35 protein-coding genes are annotated in these 20,525 nt (G+C 39.5%); 2 read left to right on the forward strand and 33 right to left on the reverse strand.

Going from position 1 to position 20,525, the window contains the following annotated elements:
* The first annotated feature begins 4 nt into the window (after positions 1-4).
* The gene (gene lpxK / locus M2470_RS14050; protein WP_280745636.1) at positions 5-1,123 is read left to right on the forward strand and encodes a tetraacyldisaccharide 4'-kinase; all 1,119 of its coding nucleotides are present in this window, start codon (positions 5-7) and stop codon (positions 1,121-1,123) included.
* Positions 1,107-2,132, forward strand: a complete 1,026-nt coding sequence (gene thiL / locus M2470_RS14055) for a thiamine-phosphate kinase (RefSeq protein ID WP_280745637.1) — start codon at positions 1,107-1,109, stop codon at positions 2,130-2,132. The genes lpxK and thiL overlap by 17 nt, the downstream gene beginning before the upstream one ends.
* An 81-nt stretch (positions 2,133-2,213) precedes the next feature.
* On the opposite strand, the gene M2470_RS14060 is transcribed toward thiL, so the two are convergent.
* From M2470_RS14060 to fusA, 33 genes are all read right to left on the reverse strand, one after another.
* On the reverse strand, positions 2,214-2,666 hold the full coding sequence (locus tag M2470_RS14060; protein WP_280745638.1) for a hypothetical protein: 453 nt from the start codon (positions 2,664-2,666) through the stop codon (positions 2,214-2,216).
* Positions 2,667-2,676: 10 nt separating this feature from the next.
* Positions 2,677-3,330 carry an outer membrane beta-barrel protein gene (locus M2470_RS14065; protein ID WP_280745639.1) on the reverse strand — a complete coding sequence of 218 codons (654 nt, stop codon included), beginning with the start codon at positions 3,328-3,330 and terminating at the stop codon, positions 2,677-2,679.
* Positions 3,331-3,440: 110 nt separating this feature from the next.
* The gene (gene rplQ, locus M2470_RS14070; RefSeq protein ID WP_280745640.1) at positions 3,441-4,043 is read right to left on the reverse strand and encodes a 50S ribosomal protein L17; all 603 of its coding nucleotides are present in this window, start codon (positions 4,041-4,043) and stop codon (positions 3,441-3,443) included.
* A gap of 8 nt (positions 4,044-4,051) precedes the next feature.
* On the reverse strand, positions 4,052-5,044 hold the full coding sequence (locus M2470_RS14075; RefSeq protein WP_280745641.1) for a DNA-directed RNA polymerase subunit alpha: 993 nt from the start codon (positions 5,042-5,044) through the stop codon (positions 4,052-4,054).
* Between the two features lie 12 nt (positions 5,045-5,056).
* Complete coding sequence (rpsD, locus tag M2470_RS14080) at positions 5,057-5,662, reverse strand: 30S ribosomal protein S4 (RefSeq protein ID WP_280745642.1); 606 nt, start codon at positions 5,660-5,662, stop codon at positions 5,057-5,059.
* 120 nt (positions 5,663-5,782) lie between these two features.
* A complete protein-coding gene (gene rpsK / locus M2470_RS14085; protein WP_280745643.1) occupies positions 5,783-6,172 on the reverse strand; it encodes a 30S ribosomal protein S11 in 390 nt (129 codons plus the stop codon).
* An 11-nt stretch (positions 6,173-6,183) separates the two neighbouring features.
* On the reverse strand, positions 6,184-6,564 hold the full coding sequence (gene rpsM / locus M2470_RS14090) for a 30S ribosomal protein S13 (protein ID WP_280745644.1): 381 nt from the start codon (positions 6,562-6,564) through the stop codon (positions 6,184-6,186).
* Positions 6,565-6,601: 37 nt separating this feature from the next.
* Positions 6,602-6,718 (reverse strand): type B 50S ribosomal protein L36, encoded by a 117-nt coding sequence (gene ykgO / locus M2470_RS14095; RefSeq protein ID WP_044186271.1) that lies wholly within the window; start codon positions 6,716-6,718, stop codon positions 6,602-6,604.
* 12 nt (positions 6,719-6,730) lie between these two features.
* The gene (infA, locus tag M2470_RS14100; RefSeq protein ID WP_009318521.1) at positions 6,731-6,949 is read right to left on the reverse strand and encodes a translation initiation factor IF-1; all 219 of its coding nucleotides are present in this window, start codon (positions 6,947-6,949) and stop codon (positions 6,731-6,733) included.
* Positions 6,950-6,958: 9 nt separating this feature from the next.
* Positions 6,959-7,744 (reverse strand): type I methionyl aminopeptidase, encoded by a 786-nt coding sequence (map, locus tag M2470_RS14105; protein WP_280745646.1) that lies wholly within the window; start codon positions 7,742-7,744, stop codon positions 6,959-6,961.
* 2 nt (positions 7,745-7,746) lie between these two features.
* A complete protein-coding gene (secY, locus tag M2470_RS14110; RefSeq protein WP_280745647.1) occupies positions 7,747-9,087 on the reverse strand; it encodes a preprotein translocase subunit SecY in 1,341 nt (446 codons plus the stop codon).
* A 3-nt stretch (positions 9,088-9,090) separates the two neighbouring features.
* Positions 9,091-9,537 (reverse strand): 50S ribosomal protein L15, encoded by a 447-nt coding sequence (gene rplO, locus M2470_RS14115; RefSeq protein ID WP_280745648.1) that lies wholly within the window; start codon positions 9,535-9,537, stop codon positions 9,091-9,093.
* A 24-nt stretch (positions 9,538-9,561) separates the two neighbouring features.
* Positions 9,562-9,738 (reverse strand): 50S ribosomal protein L30, encoded by a 177-nt coding sequence (gene rpmD, locus M2470_RS14120; protein WP_280745649.1) that lies wholly within the window; start codon positions 9,736-9,738, stop codon positions 9,562-9,564.
* A 17-nt stretch (positions 9,739-9,755) separates the two neighbouring features.
* The gene (rpsE, locus tag M2470_RS14125; RefSeq protein WP_280745650.1) at positions 9,756-10,274 is read right to left on the reverse strand and encodes a 30S ribosomal protein S5; all 519 of its coding nucleotides are present in this window, start codon (positions 10,272-10,274) and stop codon (positions 9,756-9,758) included.
* 5 nt (positions 10,275-10,279) lie between these two features.
* Complete coding sequence (gene rplR, locus M2470_RS14130) at positions 10,280-10,624, reverse strand: 50S ribosomal protein L18 (protein WP_280745651.1); 345 nt, start codon at positions 10,622-10,624, stop codon at positions 10,280-10,282.
* A 22-nt stretch (positions 10,625-10,646) separates the two neighbouring features.
* A complete protein-coding gene (gene rplF, locus M2470_RS14135; RefSeq protein WP_280745652.1) occupies positions 10,647-11,198 on the reverse strand; it encodes a 50S ribosomal protein L6 in 552 nt (183 codons plus the stop codon).
* Between the two features lie 19 nt (positions 11,199-11,217).
* Entirely contained in the window at positions 11,218-11,613 is a 396-nt protein-coding gene (rpsH, locus tag M2470_RS14140) for a 30S ribosomal protein S8 (RefSeq protein ID WP_280745653.1), read from the reverse strand.
* Between the two features lie 54 nt (positions 11,614-11,667).
* On the reverse strand, positions 11,668-11,937 hold the full coding sequence (rpsN, locus tag M2470_RS14145; protein ID WP_280745654.1) for a 30S ribosomal protein S14: 270 nt from the start codon (positions 11,935-11,937) through the stop codon (positions 11,668-11,670).
* A 6-nt stretch (positions 11,938-11,943) separates the two neighbouring features.
* The gene (gene rplE, locus M2470_RS14150; RefSeq protein ID WP_280745655.1) at positions 11,944-12,501 is read right to left on the reverse strand and encodes a 50S ribosomal protein L5; all 558 of its coding nucleotides are present in this window, start codon (positions 12,499-12,501) and stop codon (positions 11,944-11,946) included.
* A complete protein-coding gene (rplX, locus tag M2470_RS14155) occupies positions 12,501-12,821 on the reverse strand; it encodes a 50S ribosomal protein L24 (RefSeq protein WP_280745656.1) in 321 nt (106 codons plus the stop codon). The genes rplE and rplX overlap by 1 nt, the downstream gene beginning before the upstream one ends.
* Before the next feature lie 18 nt (positions 12,822-12,839).
* A complete protein-coding gene (gene rplN / locus M2470_RS14160) occupies positions 12,840-13,205 on the reverse strand; it encodes a 50S ribosomal protein L14 (RefSeq protein ID WP_280745657.1) in 366 nt (121 codons plus the stop codon).
* A gap of 1 nt (position 13,206) precedes the next feature.
* Complete coding sequence (rpsQ, locus tag M2470_RS14165) at positions 13,207-13,464, reverse strand: 30S ribosomal protein S17 (RefSeq protein WP_280745658.1); 258 nt, start codon at positions 13,462-13,464, stop codon at positions 13,207-13,209.
* 12 nt (positions 13,465-13,476) lie between these two features.
* Positions 13,477-13,674, reverse strand: coding sequence for a 50S ribosomal protein L29 (gene rpmC / locus M2470_RS14170; RefSeq protein WP_280745659.1), 198 nt, complete (start codon positions 13,672-13,674; stop codon positions 13,477-13,479).
* Between the two features lie 5 nt (positions 13,675-13,679).
* Positions 13,680-14,114 carry a 50S ribosomal protein L16 gene (rplP, locus tag M2470_RS14175; protein WP_280745660.1) on the reverse strand — a complete coding sequence of 145 codons (435 nt, stop codon included), beginning with the start codon at positions 14,112-14,114 and terminating at the stop codon, positions 13,680-13,682.
* Between the two features lie 19 nt (positions 14,115-14,133).
* Positions 14,134-14,886, reverse strand: coding sequence for a 30S ribosomal protein S3 (rpsC, locus tag M2470_RS14180; protein ID WP_280745661.1), 753 nt, complete (start codon positions 14,884-14,886; stop codon positions 14,134-14,136).
* Positions 14,887-14,892: 6 nt separating this feature from the next.
* Positions 14,893-15,303 carry a 50S ribosomal protein L22 gene (gene rplV, locus M2470_RS14185; RefSeq protein WP_280745662.1) on the reverse strand — a complete coding sequence of 137 codons (411 nt, stop codon included), beginning with the start codon at positions 15,301-15,303 and terminating at the stop codon, positions 14,893-14,895.
* 12 nt (positions 15,304-15,315) lie between these two features.
* On the reverse strand, positions 15,316-15,585 hold the full coding sequence (gene rpsS, locus M2470_RS14190) for a 30S ribosomal protein S19 (RefSeq protein WP_280745663.1): 270 nt from the start codon (positions 15,583-15,585) through the stop codon (positions 15,316-15,318).
* Positions 15,586-15,605: 20 nt separating this feature from the next.
* Positions 15,606-16,430, reverse strand: coding sequence for a 50S ribosomal protein L2 (rplB, locus tag M2470_RS14195; RefSeq protein WP_280745664.1), 825 nt, complete (start codon positions 16,428-16,430; stop codon positions 15,606-15,608).
* Between the two features lie 6 nt (positions 16,431-16,436).
* Complete coding sequence (gene rplW / locus M2470_RS14200; protein WP_280745665.1) at positions 16,437-16,730, reverse strand: 50S ribosomal protein L23; 294 nt, start codon at positions 16,728-16,730, stop codon at positions 16,437-16,439.
* Positions 16,731-16,741: 11 nt separating this feature from the next.
* Complete coding sequence (rplD, locus tag M2470_RS14205; RefSeq protein WP_280745666.1) at positions 16,742-17,371, reverse strand: 50S ribosomal protein L4; 630 nt, start codon at positions 17,369-17,371, stop codon at positions 16,742-16,744.
* Positions 17,371-17,988 carry a 50S ribosomal protein L3 gene (rplC, locus tag M2470_RS14210; RefSeq protein ID WP_280745667.1) on the reverse strand — a complete coding sequence of 206 codons (618 nt, stop codon included), beginning with the start codon at positions 17,986-17,988 and terminating at the stop codon, positions 17,371-17,373. The genes rplD and rplC overlap by 1 nt, the downstream gene beginning before the upstream one ends.
* Positions 17,989-18,007: 19 nt before the next feature.
* On the reverse strand, positions 18,008-18,313 hold the full coding sequence (rpsJ, locus tag M2470_RS14215; RefSeq protein ID WP_005634728.1) for a 30S ribosomal protein S10: 306 nt from the start codon (positions 18,311-18,313) through the stop codon (positions 18,008-18,010).
* A gap of 62 nt (positions 18,314-18,375) precedes the next feature.
* A complete protein-coding gene (fusA, locus tag M2470_RS14220; protein ID WP_280745669.1) occupies positions 18,376-20,502 on the reverse strand; it encodes an elongation factor G in 2,127 nt (708 codons plus the stop codon).
* Between the last annotated feature and the right edge of the window lie 23 nt (positions 20,503-20,525).

Consider the following 20,525-nt stretch of genomic DNA (forward strand, 5'->3'; position numbering starts at 1 on the left):
AATTATGCCGACAGACCGCTCCTTTAAATTGAATTACTTCTTTTTGCCCTTTTCCTTCTTGTACGGAATAGGGATCAGAATCCGAAACCTGTTTTTTAACTGGGGCCTCTTATCATCCGAAGAGTTTCCTGTTCCGGTGATAAGTGTTGGTAACCTTTCAGTAGGCGGCACAGGTAAAACGCCTCATGTAGAATACCTGATCCGCCTGCTGAAAGATCAATACAAAATAGCCATCCTAAGCCGTGGATATAAGCGCAGTACAAAGGGCTATGTCCTGGCGAATGAAAAAAGCTCGGCTCAGACCATAGGAGATGAGCCTTATCAAATCAAACGTAAATTCCCTGATATTCCGGTAGCTGTGGACAGCGACCGGCGAAGGGGAATAAAGCAATTACTGGCGCTGCCTGATGATCAGAAACCGGAGGTAATTCTGCTGGATGATGGCTATCAGCACCGGTATGTTACTCCTTCTTTTTCGATCGTACTGACGGATTATAACCGTTTGTTTTATCTCGACAAGTTGTTGCCGACCGGACGTTTACGCGAACCGGCCAGTGAAATCAACAGGGCCGATGTAGTGATTGTCACCAAATGTCCCAAAGACTTAAAGCCTATCGATTTCCGGATCATAAAGGACGAAATGAAGCTATTTGCCCATCAGCAGATTTATTTCACGTCTGTAGTTTATGAAAACCTGGAACCTTTGTTTCCAGAAAAGGCTCCGCTCAAATCCAATATAAAAAAAGACGACAAGCTATTGCTGCTGGCAGGAGTGGCAGCGCCCGCCCCGTTTGTAGATAAAGTGAAAAACTGCAGCGATCATGTTATCTCACAAATATATCCTGATCATCATACATTCAGCAAACAGGATATTAAAAAGATAAGTGAAACATTCACACGGGTGAACTCTCCCGACAAATACATACTTGTCACAGAAAAGGATGCTGCCAGGCTACAAAAGAATCCGCTGATACCTGAAGATTGGAAAGATGCCTTGTATTACCTTCCTATCACGATCAGGTTTGAAGCAGAAGCGGCTACTTCTTTAGACGATCTGGTATTAAAACATATTGTATCATTTAATAGAAATAGTATTTTACGTAAATATGACAAAAGAAACTGAGATAGCCTCTTTAGGCGAGTTTGGACTGATACGCCACCTTACTGAAAAAATTGAACTCAAGAATGAAAGTACGCTAAAAGGTGTAGGCGACGATGCAGCTGTATTGAATTATGATAAGCAGGTTTTGGTTACCACCGATTTACTACTGGAAGGTATCCACTTCGACCTGACATATGTGCCTTTGAAGCATTTAGGATATAAAGCGGCAGTTGTCAATTTTTCAGACATTTATGCCATGAACGGAAAACCGAAGCAAATAACTGTTTCGATTGGTATTTCCAAACGCTTTTCGGTAGAAAACATCGACGAATTGTATAATGGCATTAAGCTGGCGTGCGAAGTCTACGGCGTGGATCTGGTTGGCGGAGACACCTCTGCATCCCTCACCGGATTAACCATTAGCATTACCTGCATTGGCGAAGCCGACAAAGATAAAATTGCCTATCGGAGCGGAGCAAAAGACACCGACCTGGTATGTGTTTCCGGTGATTTGGGAGCCGCTTATATGGGTCTGCAATTGCTGGAACGGGAGAAGAAAGCATTCTCGGGAGAAACCGATTTTAAGCCCGACTTTGGAGGAAAAGAATACTTGCTGGAACGTCAGCTAAAGCCCGAAGCACGCAAAGATATTATCGAAATGTTGGAAAATACAGGAATTGTTCCTACTTCCATGATTGACATTTCAGACGGCCTTTCGTCCGAACTGCTACACATTTCTAAAGAAAGCAACGTAGGATGCCGTATCTACGAAGACCGCATTCCTATTGACTTTCAGACTGCCTCCATGGCTGAGCAATTCAATATGAACCTGGTTACTGCTGCCCTGAATGGTGGCGAAGATTACGAGTTACTATTTACCGTTCCGCTAAGCATGCACGAACAAGTAGCTGCGATGAAAGGAGTACATGTCATTGGCCATATCACAAAACCCGAGCTTGGCAACTATCTGGTAGGCCGTGACGGAGGCGAAGTAAAACTAATCGCTCAAGGCTGGAATGCAATAGATTGATTTTAAGACACGACTTATATTTCACAGGACGTTAGCCAATAAAAATAGCTAACGTCCTGTTTTTATTGGCACGTATGTGAATTAACGGATACTATATCGTACATCAAAACGACCTTCGTTGACGATATCGCTTTCGAAGCGTCCACTAATAATTCGGGCATCCGTATCAAAACGGGTGATCACGGCAGTTCCATCCGGTAGTTCTCTGTCATCCCATAAGACATTTGTTATAATACAACTTTTCCCTTCTCCGGGCTGCTGAATCGTAAACGAGATTACCTTTCCTGGCTTGACGCATACGCTGACTTCCATATCCGCCGTTTCATTATAATAGAAAGAAATGGACTCTGAGGGGATTATTCCTACCCACTGTGCATAACGTCCTCCAACATAAACCCAACCATCAATAAGACAGCCGAAGGTGTTAAGCCCCTCAGTTGTTTCTGCCGGCATAACCGTAACATCTACTGTTTCATCTTCTGCACAGCTCAAAAGGAGTAGTAAAGGCAATAATATATAAACAAGTCTTTTCATCTACTATGCATTAAAAATGGTAATTTATGCCGGCTGAAAGATTGAGCCTTGACAATGACAATCGATTATCCGAGGGAAATTTTACTTTAATCGTTTCACCATGATAATCAATATCTACTTTTCGTATGGAGGAAAGAATATATTGGGCAACAACTGACACACCCCAATGTGAAGTAAACAGGTATTCGCCCCGAAGTCCGAGATTCCCGGCAATGCGTCCTCCTGTAACTTTCCGCTCCTTTCCGTACACCTTACTGTCATTGAAGTAGCGTATATATCCCACCCCCATGTTCAGGCGAATGCGCCATCGTTCTTTATTTAATAAGTTACCAGCAAACTGCGGAGCAATATAATGTGTAAACAAGTGATCGGAACCAGTAGCATGTGAGGCCTTCGAAGTAAAACCGGAATAGAGAATCCCAAGGCCCACCTCCCTTATCGGATTATAATAATACTGAGCATCCCATGAAATACCCGAGCGAAGCTTTTTCTCATAACTATTTGAGGTGTTGGTAAGTCCGCCCGTTCCTGCTAGCATATTTGCGTAACCAAAATAGGTAGCTAGCTCATGCCGTTTAAAAGTTGGCTTTTCTGCAAAACAAACAGTAGGAAATAGTATTGCAATGGCTAACATCAGGAAATACCTGTAAATACGATTTTTCATCTTCACTCTATTTATATGTATAGATGTTAGAAAATCAAAAATGCTGCATGAAAAAACAAGCATCCATATGTATGAATGCTTGTTCTCTATTATCTAAAAGTTGCCTTATATTATTCAGCAGCTTTTTCTTCTTTGTTCTCAGGAGCTTCTTCAGCAGCTGGAGCTTCAACTTCTGATGCAGCTTCCACTTTTGGTGCTTCCTCTTCAACAGGTGCAGCAGCTTTTGGAGCTTTCTTTGCCTTTGGAGCTTCTTCTACTACAACAGCTTCAGTTGCCGGAGCATCTGTTGTTGCTTTTTTGCGCGAACGTCTTGTAGTCTTAGCTGCTTTCTTCTTGGTATCTTTCAACATGTTTTCGTTGTAGTCTACCAATTCAATAAAGCACATAGCTGCATTATCACCCAAACGGTGTCCTGTCTTCAGAATACGGGTATAACCTCCCGGACGATCAGCAATCTTCTGTGATACTTCCTGGAAGAGTTCTGTTACGGCATGTTTGTTCTGCAAATAACTAAACACGATACGTCTTGAATGAGTTGTATCTTCTTTAGACTTCGTGATAATCGGTTCAATATATTTGCGGAGAGCTTTAGCCTTTGCAGTCGTTGTAAAGATTCTCTTATGTTGGATTAAAGAAGAAGCCATATTCGCCAGCATCGCCTGACGGTGAGTGTTCGTACGACCTAAATGATTGAATTTCTTATTATGTCTCATCGCTTTACTTACTCTTTATCTAATTTATATTTAGTGATATCCATACCGAAAGAAAGATTTAGGCTTTCAAGCAGTTCGTCAAGTTCGGTAAGTGATTTTTTTCCGAAGTTACGGAATTTCAACAAGTCATTCTTATTGAACTTAACCAACTCACCTAAAGTTTCAACGTCTGCAGCCTTCAAGCAATTAAGTGCGCGAACTGAAAGATCCATATCCGACAATTTACTCTTAAGTAGTTGTCGCATGTGAAGTACTTCTTCATCAAATTCTTCATTACCATCGGAATCAACTGTCTCGATAGCAATTTTCTCGTCAGAGAATAACATAAAGTGATGAATTAGAATCTTTGCTGCTTCTTTTAAGGCATCTTTAGGATGGATAGAACCGTCTGTGGTTATTTCAATAATTAACTTTTCGTAGTCCGTCTTTTGCTCAACACGGAAATTTTCAATTGAATATTTAACGTTACGTATCGGAGTATAGATAGAGTCAATAGCAATCACATGAACATCTGAACTTTGTTCTCTATTTTCATCCGCTGGAACGTATCCACGTCCCTTGTTTATTGTTAATTCAATCTGAAAACTTGCACTCGGATCTAAGCGGCAAATAACCAAATCAGGATTTAACACTTCAAATCCTGTTAGTTGTTTACCTATATCACCAGCTTTGAACACTTCCGAACCCGAAACAGTAATACTTACTTTTTCATTCTCAATATCGTCAACTATATGTTTGAAGCAAACTTGTTTCAAATTCAAAATGATGTTGGTTACATCTTCTAAAACGCCGGGTACCGTACCAAATTCATGATCTACTCCGTCGATTTTTATGGATGTAATAGCAAAACCTTCAAGTGACGACAATAGAATACGGCGCAGGGCATTACCAATTGTAATCCCGTAACCGGGTTCCAACGGACGGAATTCAAACTTTCCGTAAAAATTGTCCGCTTCTAACATTAATACTTTATCGGGTTTTTGAAATGCTAATATCGCCATGGAAATCAATTATTATTTAGAATACAATTCTACGATCAACTGCTCTTTAATATTTTCAGGAATGTCAGCTCTCTCGGGCAAATGCAGTAATTTTCCACTTAATGAAGGCTGATCCCATTCAAGCCATGGATATTTGCTGTGATTGAAGCCTGCTAATGCTCCAGATACAACTTCCAAGGATTTGGATCTTTCTCTTACACCAATAACCTGTCCAGGTTTTACAGAATAAGAAGGAATATTTACAACTTTCCCATCAACTGTAATATGACGGTGAGAAACCAATTGACGAGCGGCTGCTCTGGTAGGAGCAATTCCTAAACGGAATACGATATTATCCAAACGTGCCTCGAGCAATTGTAGTAGAACTTCCCCTGTAATACCACGTGAACGAGCTGCTTTATCAAATAAGTTTCTAAATTGTTTCTCTAATACACCATATGTATATTTTGCTTTTTGCTTCTCGCGAAGCTGAATGCCATATTCTGACGTTTTTCTTTTTCTGGCATTACCATGCTGTCCGGGAGGATAATTCTTCTTAGAAAGAACTTTATCCGGTCCGAAAATAGCTTCGCCAAACTTACGGGCAATTTTTGTCTTAGGTCCAGTATATCTAGCCATTTTTTAATTATTTTAATTGTTCTGTTTGAATCTGAAGTTGAGCAGCCGCGATCACAGAGAGGGAAAGGTTAATATGTAATCTATTCTCAATTTCTGATCCAAAATCTAAGAATTAATTTGTTATACTCTTCTCTTTTTGGGAGGACGACATCCATTATGTGGTAATGGAGTAACGTCTACAATTTCAGTAACCTCAATACCAGCACCATGAATTGTTCTGATAGCAGACTCACGTCCGTTCCCTGGACCCTTCACATACACTTTCACCTTTCTCAAGCCCAAATCATACGCTACTTTAGCACAATCCTGAGCGGCCATCTGAGCGGCATAAGGAGTATTCTTTTTAGAACTTCTGAATCCCATCTTACCTGCCGAAGACCAGCTAATCACTTGACCTTCGCTATTAGCAAGAGATATGATAATGTTATTAAAAGAAGAATGGATATGAGCTTGACCATAAGCGTCAACCTTCACGTTTCTCTTCTTAGCTGCGACTGATTTTTTTGCCATATTAACTCTTATTATTTAGTAGCTTTCTTCTTATTTGCAACTGTTTTCTTTCTTCCCTTACGAGTACGTGCATTGTTTTTAGTGCTTTGTCCTCTTAAAGGCAAACCAATACGGTGACGAATGCCCCGATAACAACCAATATCCATCAAACGTTTGATGTTTAACTGTACTTCCGAACGAAGATCCCCTTCTACTTTATAATCTTCACCGATTATTTCACGAATCTTCGCTGCTTGGTCATCTGTCCAGTCTTTCACTTTAATATCGCGATCAATTCCCGCTTTTTCCAAGATAGAGTTTGCTGAACTACGACCAATCCCATAAATATAGGTCAGAGCAATTTCTCCTCTTTTATTCTGTGGCAAGTCAACGCCAACTATTCTTATAGCCATAATTACCTACTATTGATTAATTTACAAAAATAATAAATTATCCCTGACGTTGTTTGAACTTCGGGTTTTTCTTGTTGATCACATATAAGCGTCCTTTTCTCCTTACTATTTTGCAATCAGGAGTACGCTTTTTTAAAGATGCTCTTACTTTCATATCTTGTTATTTTTATTTATATCTAAAAGCAATTCTACCTTTCGATAGATCATATGGAGACATCTCTACTCTTACCTTATCGCCTGGGAGAATTTTAATATAATGCATTCGCATCTTTCCCGAGATATGAGCAGTGATTTCATGCCCATTCTCTAATTCTACCCGAAACATTGCGTTAGATAATGCTTCGACAATTACTCCATCTTGTTCTATTGCAGCCTGTTTAGCCATATATACTACTTAAATTACGTTATTTCCAAGAACTTCTTCTAAAAACTCAAAAGATGATAAAATCTGAGGCCCTTCCGAACAAATGGCAATGCAATGTTCAAAATGTGCAGAACATTTCCGGTCTTTCGTACGAACAGTCCAACCATCTTGTTCAAATGCTACATTTTTACTTCCCATATTGATCATTGGTTCAATACAAATACACATTCCTTTACGTAATAACGGCCCATGTCCACGACGTCCATAATTCGGAACCTCCGGTTCTTCATGCATTTTTCGTCCTATACCATGACCAACTAATTCTCGCACGACAGAATAGCCATTTGATTCGCAATAAGTTTGAATAGCATTACTGATATCTCCGATCCTCTTGCCTTCTACAGCTTGTTGGATACCTAAATAAAGAGATTCTTTTGTTATCTTCAGTAATTTTTTCACCTCTGGTTCAACCTCACCAACACAGAAGGTATATGCGGAATCTCCAACAAAACCATTCAATACTGTGCCACAATCAACAGAAACAATATCACCTTCCTTCAAAACAACCTTTGACGAAGGAATTCCATGCACTACCTGCTCATTTACAGAAGTACATAAAGAATTCGGAAAACCATTATAGCCTAAAAAAGCTGGATAAGCCCCATTATCCCTGATAAATTCCTCCGCTATTTTATCCAGTTGAAGTGTAGTAATCCCTGGTTTAATATGTTTAGCCAGTTCTGCCTGCGTTCTGCCAACCAGTTGGTTGGCTAAACGCATCAGTTCTATCTCTTCATCTGTCTTTAGATATATCATTCTTAATAAGCGGCTACTGAGCCTGAACGTCCTTTAATTCTTCCTGATTTCAATAATCCGTCATAATGACGCATCAACAAATGACTTTCTACTTGCTGCAATGTATCCAATACAACACCTACCAAAATCAACAAGGAAGTTCCACCAAAAAACTGTGAAAATTCCATGCTGACACCTGCAATTCTTGCAAAAGCAGGCATAATAGCAACCAAAGCAAGGAAAAATGCTCCGGGAAGAGTTATGCGATCCATTATTGCATCTAAATAATCTTTAGTAGCTTTTCCAGGTTTCACCCCTGGAATGAATCCATTATTTCTCTTCAAATCATCAGCCATTTGTGTAGGATTAATAGTTATAGCTGTATAGAAATAAGTGAACAGTATAATTAACACTGCAAAAACGAAATTATACCAAAAACCCGTATTATCCATAAATGCAGCCCAAAAATTACTTGTATTTCCTGTATTAGAAAATCCAACAATAGAGATTGGAATGAACATAATAGCTTGAGCAAAGATGATAGGCATCACATTTGCAGCATTCACTTTTAAAGGTATATATTGCCGCGCACCGCCATATTGCTTATTACCAACAATTCTCTTTGCATATTGCACAGGCACTTTACGAGTTCCTTGCACCAACAAAATAGCGCCAGCTATAACAAGTAACAATACTAACATCTCAAACAAGAACATTACCAATCCCCCGGTTTTTTCACTTGTTCTAGAAATAAATTCCTGGAACAAAGAATGTGGAAGTCTCGCAATAATTCCCACTAAAATAATGAAAGAGATACCATTACCAATACCTTTATCTGTTATCCTTTCTCCTAACCATAGAACGAACATACTCCCAGCCGCCAAAATGATAGTCGACGATAGAGTAAACCATAGACCGGAAGGCATTGCTGCCCCAACAGCTCTAAGTTGTACATTCAGGTTTACAAGATATGTCGGACCTTGTAATAATAAAATAGCAACAGTTAGATAGCGTGTCCACTGATTAATTTTGCGACGTCCACTTTCACCTTCACGCTGCAATTTTTGAAACGAAGGGATTGCTATTGCCAACAATTGCATCACAATAGATGCAGAAATATATGGCATAATCCCCAACGCAAAAATAGAGGCATTGGAAAATGCACCTCCAGCAAACATATCTAACAAAGCGAGCAACCCACCTCTTGTTTGTTCATGTAATGCGGTCAACGATTTAGGGTCAATACCCGGAAGAACGACATACGTTCCGAACCGGTAAATACCCACTAAAACTAATGTGGTTATAATCCGATTCCGTAGATCCTCAATCTTCCAGATATTTTTTATTGTTTCAATTGCTCTCATAACTTAGAGTTTAACGGCTGTTCCACCCACAGCCTGAATAGCGGCCTCAGCACTTTTAGAGAAAGCATGAGCTTCAACTTCTAATTTCGCTGTCAGGTTTCCATTACCAAGAATTTTAACTAACTGTGAGGCAGAAATAAATCCAGCTTTCATCAACTCTGCAATTCCAATCTTTGTCATTTTTTGACTATCCGCCAAATCTTGCAATACAGCAATGTTAATAGCCTTATATTCTACTCGGTTAATATTTTTGAAACCAAATTTCGGCAAACGTCTTTGTATTGGCATCTGACCTCCTTCAAAACCAATCTTCTTTGAATAACCTGATCTGGATTTGGCTCCTTTATGACCTCTTGTAGAGGTACCGCCTAATCCTGAACCTGGTCCACGTCCAATTCTTTTTCTGGTTTTAACAGATCCTTCTGCCGGTTTTAAATTAGATAAATTCATATCGTATATTCTTTAAACCAATTATTACTTTTCTACAGAAACTAAATGTTTCACTTTTTCAACCATTCCTAAAATGGCCGGAGTAGCTTCATGTTCTACTACGCGGTTCATTTTCTTCAGACCTAGCGCATCAAGTGTTCTCTTTTGGTCCTTCGGGCATTTAATTCTGCTCCTAACTTGTTTAATTTTTATAGTCGCCATAATAAATCCTCCTTTTTTTAACCATTAAACACTTTTTCCACAGACACGCCTCTGTTTTGAGCTACAGTGAATGGGCTTCTTAATTCATTAAGGGCTTCGATTGTCGCTTTTACCAAGTTATGAGGGTTCGAAGAACCTTTCGATTTTGCTAAAACGTCAGTAATACCCACACTTTCAAGAACAGCACGCATAGCACCTCCGGCTTTAACCCCTGTACCATGAGTAGCTGGTCTAAGAAGAACTTGTGCTCCACCAAATTTGGCAATTTGCTCATGGGGTATCGTTCCTTTATGAACAGGTACTTTAATCAAATTTTTCTTTGCAGCTTCTACACCTTTAGCGATAGCTGTTGTTACCTCACCGGCCTTACCTAAGCCCCAACCAACAATACCATCTTCGTTTCCTACTACAACAATAGCAGCAAAACTAAATGTACGTCCTCCTTTTGTAACTTTGGTTACACGGTTTATTGCAACTAATCTATCCTTCAACTCTAAGTCGTTGGTCGATTTAACTCTATTATTAACTCCTGCCATCTTCATTAAAATTTAAGGCCGCCGTTACGCGCAGCATCTGCCAATTCTTTAATTCTACCATGATACAGGTAACCATTACGATCGAAAACAACTGCCTGGATGCCTGCTTCCTGGGCATTCTTTGCAATTTGTTCACCAACTTTCGCTGCTATTTCTTTTTTAGGAGCTTTATCTTCCAGTTTTAAAGAAGAAGCGGTGGCCAAAGTCTTACCTGTTGTATCATCTATAAGTTGTGCATAGATTTGTTTATTACTTCTAAACACAGTAAGGCGTGGACGTTCTGGTGTACCGGATACTTTCGAACGTATGCCTTGTTTTATCTTTAATCTTCTTTCTATTTTCGTTGTCATGATAATTTCAGTTTACGTACAATTACTTACCAGCTGATTTACCAGACTTTCTGCGAATAGTTTCGCCAACAAACTTAATACCTTTACCTTTATAAGGCTCTGGCATCCTGAATGAGCGTATTTTAGCACAAATCTGACCTATCAATTGTTTATCAGCTGATTCCAAAATAATAAGAGGATTCTTATTCCTTTCAGTCTTCGTTTCTACTGTAATCTCTTTCGGCAATTGGAAAAAGATATTATGAGTATATCCTAAAGAAAGATCTAGCAACTGACCTGTATTTGACACACGATAACCAACACCAACTAATTCTAGCTCTTTTCTATAACCAGTAGACACACCTATTACCATGTTATTGATAAGAGAGCGATATAAACCATGCATTGCACGATGTTTTTTTTCGTCTGTCGGTCTTGTCAGTTCAAGAATACCATCTTCTATTGAAATTTTAATATCTGGATTAATGTTTTGAGTTAGTTCGCCTTTAGGGCCTTTCACCGTAACTACATTATCCTTTACAGTAACTGTTACACCGGCAGGTATTTCTATGGGTAATTTTCCTATTCTTGACATTCTGTTTTCCTCCTAAAAATTAATACACATAACATAATACCTCACCACCAATCTTTAATTCGCGGGCTTCTTTGTCAGTCATTACACCTTTAGAAGTAGAAAGGACAGCAATACCCAAACCGTTTAATACTCTTGGCATATCTTTATAGCCAACGTATCTACGTAAACCAGGACTTGAAACTCTTTCCAGTTTCTTGATTGCATTCACTTTATTTACCAAGTCATACTTCAAGGCAATTTTAATTGTACCTTGAGGACCATCATCTACAAACTTAAAGTTAAGAATGTAGCCTTTGTCGAAAAGGATCTTTGTGATCTCTTTCTTTAAATTTGACGCGGGCACGTCAACTACTCTGTGCTTCGCTTTAATCGCATTACGCAATCTTGTCAAATAATCTGCTATAGGATCTGTCATATATAAATAATTAAATTGATCCCGGCTTTCGGGACAATATTTAACAATAAAATCTTACCAACTTGCTTTTTTAACACCCGGTATTAATCCATTAGATGCCATTTCACGCAGTTGAATACGAGAAATGCCGAATTGGCGTACATAGCCTTTCGGACGTCCGGTAATTTTGCAACGATTGTGCAAGCGTACCGGAGAAGCATTCTTTGGTAAAGCCTGCAAAGCTTCATAATTACCTTCTGCTTTGAATTTTGCTCTCTTCTCAGCATACTTAGCAACCAGCTTCGCCCTTTTTACCTCACGGGCTTTCATTGATTCCTTCGCCATAAATGTTTAATCTTTTTTAATATTCTTAAAAGGTAAACCAAATTCTCTCAATAAAGCATACCCTTCTTCGTCTGTTTTCGCAGAGGTCACAAAGGTAATATTCATTCCCAATATTTTAACAATATTATCAATATTAATTTCCGGGAAGATTATTTGTTCCTGTACACCGAGAGTATAATTTCCTCTACCATCCAGTTTACTTTCAATACCTTTAAAGTCACGAATACGCGGAAGAGCTATACGTACTAATCTTTCCAAAAATTCATACATTTGCTCACGACGCAATGTTACCATTACACCGATCGGCATTTTTTTACGTAACTTAAAGTTTGAAATATCTTTCTTAGATACAGTTGCAACTGCTTTTTGTCCGGTAATAGCTGTCAGTTCTGTAATCGCAACATCTATGATTTTTTTATCTGCTGTTGCCGTACCTAACCCTTGATTGATAACAATCTTTTTCAAAACAGGAACCTGCATGACAGATTTATACCCAAATTCTTTTGTTAAAGCAGGAACGATTCTTTCCTTGTACTCTTTCTTAAGATTGGCTGTATTGCTCATCACTTCATTTCCTCCCCTGACTTTTTAGAGTAACGTACTAAAACTCCTTTCTCATTTAATTTCCGTCCCACACGTGTAGGTTTTCCTGATTTAGGGTCTACAACATTCAAGTTGGAAATGTGAACCGGCGCTTCTTTTTTCTCAATCCCTCCCTGAGGGTTTTTAGCACTTGGCTTGGCGTGCTTAGACACCATATTAACACCTTCGACAATGGCGCGCTTTTCTTTTACAAGCACTTCGAGGACACGACCTGTTTTACCTCTGTCTTCTCCGGTATTAACAAATACTATATCGCCTTTTTTGATATGTAATTTATTCATTACCTTACGTTTTACAAATTAAAGCACTTCAGGTGCAAGTGATACGATTTTCATGTTCGTCGCACGAAGCTCTCTGGCTACTGGTCCAAAAATACGGCTACCGCGAATTTCACCGGATGCATTCAACAATACACATGCATTATCGTCAAAACGAATATATGAACCATCCTGACGGCGAATCTCCTTTTTTGTGCGAACAATAATAGCTCTTGAAACAGCACCTTTTTTTACATCACTTGAAGGGATTACACTTTTAACTGCAACCACAATCACATCACCAACAGTAGCATAGCGCTTTCTTGTTCCACCCAATACGCGGATACACAATGCTTCTTTAGCACCACTGTTATCGGCAACTATTAATCTTGATTCTTGCTGTATCATATTACTTAGCCCTTTCGATTATTTGAACAAGTCTCCATCTCTTTGTTTTACTCAAAGGACGAGTCTCCATAATTTTTACGGTATCACCGATATTACATTCATTCTTTTCGTCGTGAGCATGAAACTTCTTTGTTTTATTCACGAACTTCCCGTAAATAGGGTGTTTTTCTTTCCACTTAACCGCAACTGTGATGCTTTTATCCATCTTGTTGCTATAGACTACACCCGTTCTTTCTTTTCTCAATTTTCTTATTTCCATCAGGCTCATCGATTATTTGTTGTTAAGTTCTCTTTGGCGTAATTCTGTCAACATACGCGCAATTGTTCTGCGTGATTGTTTGATTTGCGCCGGATTATCCATCGGTGAAATACTATGATTGATAACCTTCTGTTCGAGAGATGCCTTCTCTGCTTCAATTCTTTCAGTCAGCTCTTTCGTGCTTAATTCTCTAACTTCTGCAATCTTCATAACAATTACACATTTTCGTTTTGATAATCATAATCACGCCTCACAACAAACTTCGTAGTAACTGGAAGTTTTTGAGCAGCCAGACGCAATGCCTCCTTAGCAACATCGAAAGGTACCCCTTCGATTTCGAAAATTAGACGTCCTGGTGTTACCGGAGCAACGAATCCTTCCGGAGAACCTTTACCTTTACCCATACGTACTTCAGCCGGTTTCTTTGTAATAGGTTTATCCGGGAAAATCCGAACCCAAACCTGACCCTGACGTTGCATATAACGAGTTACAGCAATACGGGCGGCCTCTATTTGACGACCGGTAATCCATTTATTCTGTAACGATTTTATTCCAAAAGAACCAAAAGCAAGCTCGTGGCCTCGTTGAGCTTCACCCTTCATCCGGCCTTTTTGCTGTCTTCTGAACTTTGTTTTTTTCGGTTGTAACATCTCTTTAAAATTCTAATGTTTAACGATTAGCTCTCTTCTTTTTGAAGTTTCTGTCTCCTCTTTCCCTGCTTCCACCGGCATTATCACCGCCTCTACGGTTGTTTCCGGACTCTTTCGTTGAAGTAAATGCTGGAGCTAAATCTCTCTTACCATATACTTCTCCACGACAAATCCATACTTTAATACCAAGCAACCCGACTTTTGTCAACGCTTCAGCAAGAGCATAATCTATATCAGCTCTGAAAGTGTGTAAAGGAGTTCTTCCTTCCTTATACATTTCCGAACGGGCCATTTCAGCACCATTCAAACGACCAGAGACTTGCACTTTAATACCTTCTGCTCCCATTCTCATGGTCGAGGCTATAGCCATCTTAATAGCACGACGGTATGCAATTTTTCCTTCTAATTGACGAGCAATATTATTTGCTACAATCACAGCATCTAATTCCGGTCTTTTAATTTCGAAAATATTGATTTGTACTTCTTTGTCTGTGATCTTCTTCAATTCTTCTTTCAACTTATCAACTTCCTGACCACCTTTACCAATAATAATACCCGGACGTGATGTACAAACTGTAATTGTAATCAACTTCAACGTACGTTCAATAATAATACGCGATACACTAGCCTTTGCAAGACGGGCATTCAGATATTTACGGATTTTGCTATCTTCAAGCAAAGTATCTCCATAATTCTTTCCGCCATACCAATTGGAATCCCATCCACGGATAATTCCTAAACGATTACTAATCGGATTTACTTTTTGTCCCATCTACAATTAATTTTGACTATCGTTTGTACTACGTGTATCAACAAACAGAGTAACATGGTTCGAACGTTTACGAATCCTATATCCTCTTCCTTGCGGAGCTGGACGCATTCTTTTCAGTATTACTGCATTATCTACATATATTGAAGAAACGAACAACTCTCCGGCTTCTGCTTTACGCTCATTCTTTTGCTCCCAATTGGCAATGGCAGAGCGAAGCAATTTTTCTATTCTTGCTGAAGCTTCTTTATTGGAAAACTTCAAAACCCCTAATGCTCTAAACACTTCCATACCGCGTATCATATCTACAACGAGACGCATCTTACGGGGAGAAGTAGGCACATTTCGCAATTTTGCGAAATACATGGTTTTCTTTGCTTCTTTTCTTACTTCAGCTGATATTCTTTTTCTAGCACCCATTTTATTTGATGATTATTTTTTCTTATTACCAGCGTGACCACGGAAGGTACGTGTCGGGGAAAATTCACCCAGTTTATGCCCAACCATGTTCTCGGTTACAAAAACAGGAATAAACTTGTTTCCATTATGAACTGCAATAGTATGGCCTACAAAATCAGGCGAAATCATTGAAGCTCTTGCCCATGTCTTAATGACAGCTTTCTTTCCTGACTCATTCATTGTCAGAACTTTCTTTTCAAGCTTTACATTAATATACGGGCCTTTTTTTAGTGAACGACTCATAGTTTACTTAATTAATCAGATTACTTTTTCCTTTTCTCAATAATGTACTTAGAAGAGTGTTTCTTCGGAGCTCTTGTTTTCAAGCCCTTAGCATACAAGCCTTTGCGAGACCTTGGATGACCTCCTGAAGCACGTCCTTCACCTCCACCCATTGGGTGATCAACCGGGTTCATTACAACCCCACGGTTACGCGGACGACGTCCAAGCCATCTGGAACGACCGGCTTTACCTGATTTTTCAAGACCATGGTCTGAATTTCCAACACTACCAATAGTAGCCTTGCATGCAGCAAGGATCTTCCTGGTTTCACCAGAAGGCATTCTTATAATCACATAAGTTCCTTCTCTTGAAGTCAGCTGAGCAAAACCTCCAGCAGAACGTACAAACTTTGCACCTTGTCCCGGACGAAGCTCAATATTGTGAATAATAGTACCTACAGGGATATTTGCCATCGGCAATGAATTCCCTATTTCAGGAGCCACATCGCTACCTGAAATCACTGTTTGGCCAACTTCCAATCCGTTTGGAGCAATGATATAACTCTTGGCTCCATCGGCATAATACAACAAGGCAATACGTGAAGTACGATTTGGATCATACTCTATTGACTTAACTGTTGCTGGAACGCCATCTTTATTTCTCTTGAAATCGATAATTCTGTACTTTTGTTTATGACCGCCACCGATATAACGCATTGTCATCTTACCAGTGTTGTTACGGCCACCTGTACGTTTTTTACCTGTTACAAGAGACTTTTCTGGTGTACTTGCAGTGATTTTATCAAATGCACCAATAATCTTGTGTCTCTGCCCCGGTGTTGTGGGCTTTAATTTGCGTATTCCCATTTCTTTTTAGATATTACTAAAGAAATCAATTATTTCTCCTTCTTTCAACGTTACGATTGCTTTCTTGAATGACGACTGTTTTCCGCTGATGATACCTGATTTGGTATAACGGCTTTTACGCTTTCCGTCATAGTTCATAGTATTAACATCAACTACAGTTACATTATACATTCCTTCAATCGCTTCTTTAATCTGCAACTTATTGGCATCAGGAGAAACTCGAAAACCATAGCGATTTGGCATTTTGTCAGTAATCGCTGTTAGTTTCTCAGTTACGATAGGTTTAATAATTATTCCCATTTTTCTATTCCTTATGCTTTAAAAAGTTCTTCGATCTTCTCTACCGATTTTTCGGTCAATATTACACTAGCAGCATCTAAAATCTTATATGTATTCAACTCAGAAGCCGTAGTTACATTTGCCTTCTTCAGGTTACGGGCAGACAAATAGATTGATTTATTGTTTTCTGGTAATACCAAAAGCAACTTGCAGTCAGCAAGGTTCAGACTTTTCGCCATAGCTGTAAACTCTTTTGTTTTGGGAGTTTCCATTGAAAAATCTTCTACAACAATAATCGCATTGCCTTTCGCTTTATAAGTCAAAGCTGACTTACGAGCCAGACTCTTCACTTTTTTATTCAGTTTGAAACTATAGTCTCTTGGCTTTGGGCCAAAAACACGAGCACCTCCTACCAATACAGGAGAGTTAATGTCACCACGACGGGCTCCACCACCACCTTTTTGACGGATTAACTTACGTGTACTTCCAGACATTTCGCTTCTTTCTTTCGACTTATGAGTTCCCTGACGTTTGTTTGCCATATACTGTTTTACATCCAGATAAATAGCATGATCATTGGGTTCAATGCTGAATATCGCATCGTTTAAAGTTACCTTTCTTCCGGTATCTTCTCCTTTAATATTTAATACGTTCAGTTCCATTACTTTTCAATTAATACGATTGAACCTTTTGCTCCGGGAACAGACCCTTTGACCAATAAAAGATTATGCTCTGGTATCACCTTGAGCACTTCCAGATTCTGAACAGTCACACGTTCATTACCCATCTGACCAGCCATACGCGTTCCTTTGAACACTTTCGCAGGATAAGAACAAGCACCAATAGCACCCGGAGCACGTAAACGATTGTGCTGACCGTGAGTACTCTGTCCTACTCCACCAAAACCATGACGCTTTACAACGCCCTGGAATCCTTTACCTTTAGATGTTCCCACCACGTCTACATAGACTGCATCCTGTAAGTATTCTACAGTGATTACATCTCCTAGATTATACGCAGTTTCAAAACTCTTGAACTCAGCCAAGTGTCTCTTGGGTGTCACACCTGCTTTTTTAAAGTGACCCATTTCAGGCTTAGATGTATGTTTCTCTTTTTTGTCAGAGAAACCCAACTGTACTGCCTCATAGCCATCTTTTTCAAGCGTTTTAATTTGTGTAACCACGCAAGGACCCACTTCGATAACAGTGCATGGAAGATTCTTTCCCTCGGCACTGAAAACGGATGTCATTCCGATTTTTTTTCCTAACAATCCTGGCATTTCACTTAATTTTTAATTATCACACTTTAATTTCAACTTCCACACCACTGGGTAATTCCAGTTTCATCAATGCATCAACTGTTTTTGCAGTTGAGCTATAAATATCAATCAATCTCTTATAAGAAGAGAGTTCGAACTGCTCACGTGATTTTTTGTTAACGAACGTAGAGCGGTTCACTGTAAAGATACGCTTGTGTGTAGGCAGAGGTATAGGACCACTTACTACTGCACCGGTAGCCTTTACTGTCTTTACGATTTTTTCAGCAGACTTGTCTACCAAAGAATAATCGTAAGATTTCAATTTAATTCTAATTTTTTGGCTCATTTCTATTTGTTAATTATCTATTAATAATTGGGGAAAGAGCCATTCTCTCCCCCAATTTTTTTTTATTTTATAAGATCAACACGTCCTTGAACTTCAGTCAGCACCTGCTTAGCTATTGAGCCGGATACTTCCGTATAATGCGAGAACTGCATGGAAGAAGTTGCTCTTCCCGAAGTAATCGTACGCAAGGCTGTTACGTATCCGAATGTTTCAGCCAAAGGAACTTTAGCTTTTACGATACGAGCTCCAGTACGGCTTGTTTCCATACCTTCAACCTGTCCACGACGTTTGTTCAAGTCACCAATTACATCACCCATACTTTCTTCCGGAGTAACCACTTCAATCTTCATGATTGGTTCCATCAAAACAGGGCTGGCTTTTTCCGAAGCACTCTTGAATGCCTGGATTGCACAGATTTCATAAGATAACTGGTCAGAGTCGACAGTATGGTAAGAACCATCAATAAGAGTCACTTTCAACTGATCCAGCGGATAACCTGCCAAAATACCATTCTTCATAGCCTTTTGGAATCCTTTCTGTACAGAAGGTATAAACTCTTTAGGAATATTACCACCTTTTACTTCGTCAACAAACTGCAATTCACCTTCAAAATCTTTATCAGCCGGTTCAACACGAACAATGATATCAGCGAATTTACCACGACCTCCAGATTGTTTCTTATATACTTCACGAAGTTCAACAGACTTGCTGATCGCTTCTTTATAAGTTACCTGAGGACGTCCCTGGTTACATTCTACTTTAAATTCACGACGTAGACGGTCGATAATGATCTCCAAGTGAAGCTCACCCATTCCGCTTATTACGGTTTGACCTGTATCTTCATTTGTCTGAACACGGAAAGTTGGATCTTCTTCTGACAATTTAGCCAATCCGATACCCAGCTTATCTAAGTCTTTCTGTGTTTTTGGTTCAACAGCTATACCGATTACAGGTTCTGGGAATTCGATTGATTCCAATACAATCGGATGAGCTTCATCACACAATGTATCACCTGTACGGATATCTTTAAAACCTACACCTGCGCCGATGTCACCACAACCAATCAATTCCATTGGGTTTTGTTTGTTTGAGTGCATCTGGAACAAACGTGAAATACGTTCTTTCTTATCAGAGCGGGTATTCAATACATATGAACCGGCATGCAATTCTCCAGAATATACACGGAAGAAGCAAAGACGGCCTACATAGGGGTCTGTTGCAATCTTAAATGCCAAAGCTGTTAATGGCTCACTTGATTGAGGAGTACGAACGATCACCTTGTCCGAATCTCTCGGATCTGTACCTTCAATAGCCGGTGTATCCATCGGACTCGGAAGATAATTACATACAGAATCCAATAAAGTTTGTACACCTTTGTTTTTGAAAGAAGAACCACAAATAATTGGGTTGATCTGCATAGCCAATGTTCCTTTACGGATTGCTACTCTGATCTCGTCTTCTGTGATAGTAGAAGGATCTTCAAAGTATTTCTCCATTAAGCTATCATCACATTCAGCCAGCACTTCAAGCATTTTATCTCTCCATTCTTCGGCTTCAGCTACCAAATCCGCAGGAATTTCTTCTATCGAATATTCTGCTCCCATTGTTTCATCATGCCACAGAATGGCTTTCATCGTTACAAGGTCTACTACACCTTTAAACTTTTCTTCCGCACCAACGGGTATCTGTATCGGGCAAGGAGTTGCACCTAATACATCTTTAACCTGACGAACTACTTCAAAAAAGTTTGCACCCGAACGGTCCATTTTATTTACATAACCGATTCTTGGTACATTATACTTATCAGCTTGCCTCCATACTGTTTCTGATTGGGGTTCTACACCACCAACTGCACAAAATGCGGCAACTGCACCATCAAGGATACGCAAAGAACGTTCAACTTCAACTGTGAAGTCAACGTGCCCCGGGGTATCAATCAGGTTTATTTTATATTTCTCGTTATTATGATTCCAGAAAGTTGTTGTAGCAGCAGAGGTGATTGTAATACCACGTTCCTGCTCTTGTGCCATCCAGTCCATAGTCGCAGCGCCATCATGAACCTCACCGATTTTGTGAGTCAATCCGGTATAGAAAAGAATACGTTCTGAAGTCGTAGTCTTCCCTGCATCAATATGCGCCATGATACCGATGTTTCTTGTGTATTTTAAAAGTTCGTCACTTTTTGCCATTGTCTTTTATAATCTCCTATAAA

Origin of the sequence: Parabacteroides sp. PH5-46 (assembly GCF_029892785.1) — a bacterium.
Taxonomy (GTDB): Bacteria; Bacteroidota; Bacteroidia; order Bacteroidales; family Tannerellaceae; genus DFXE01.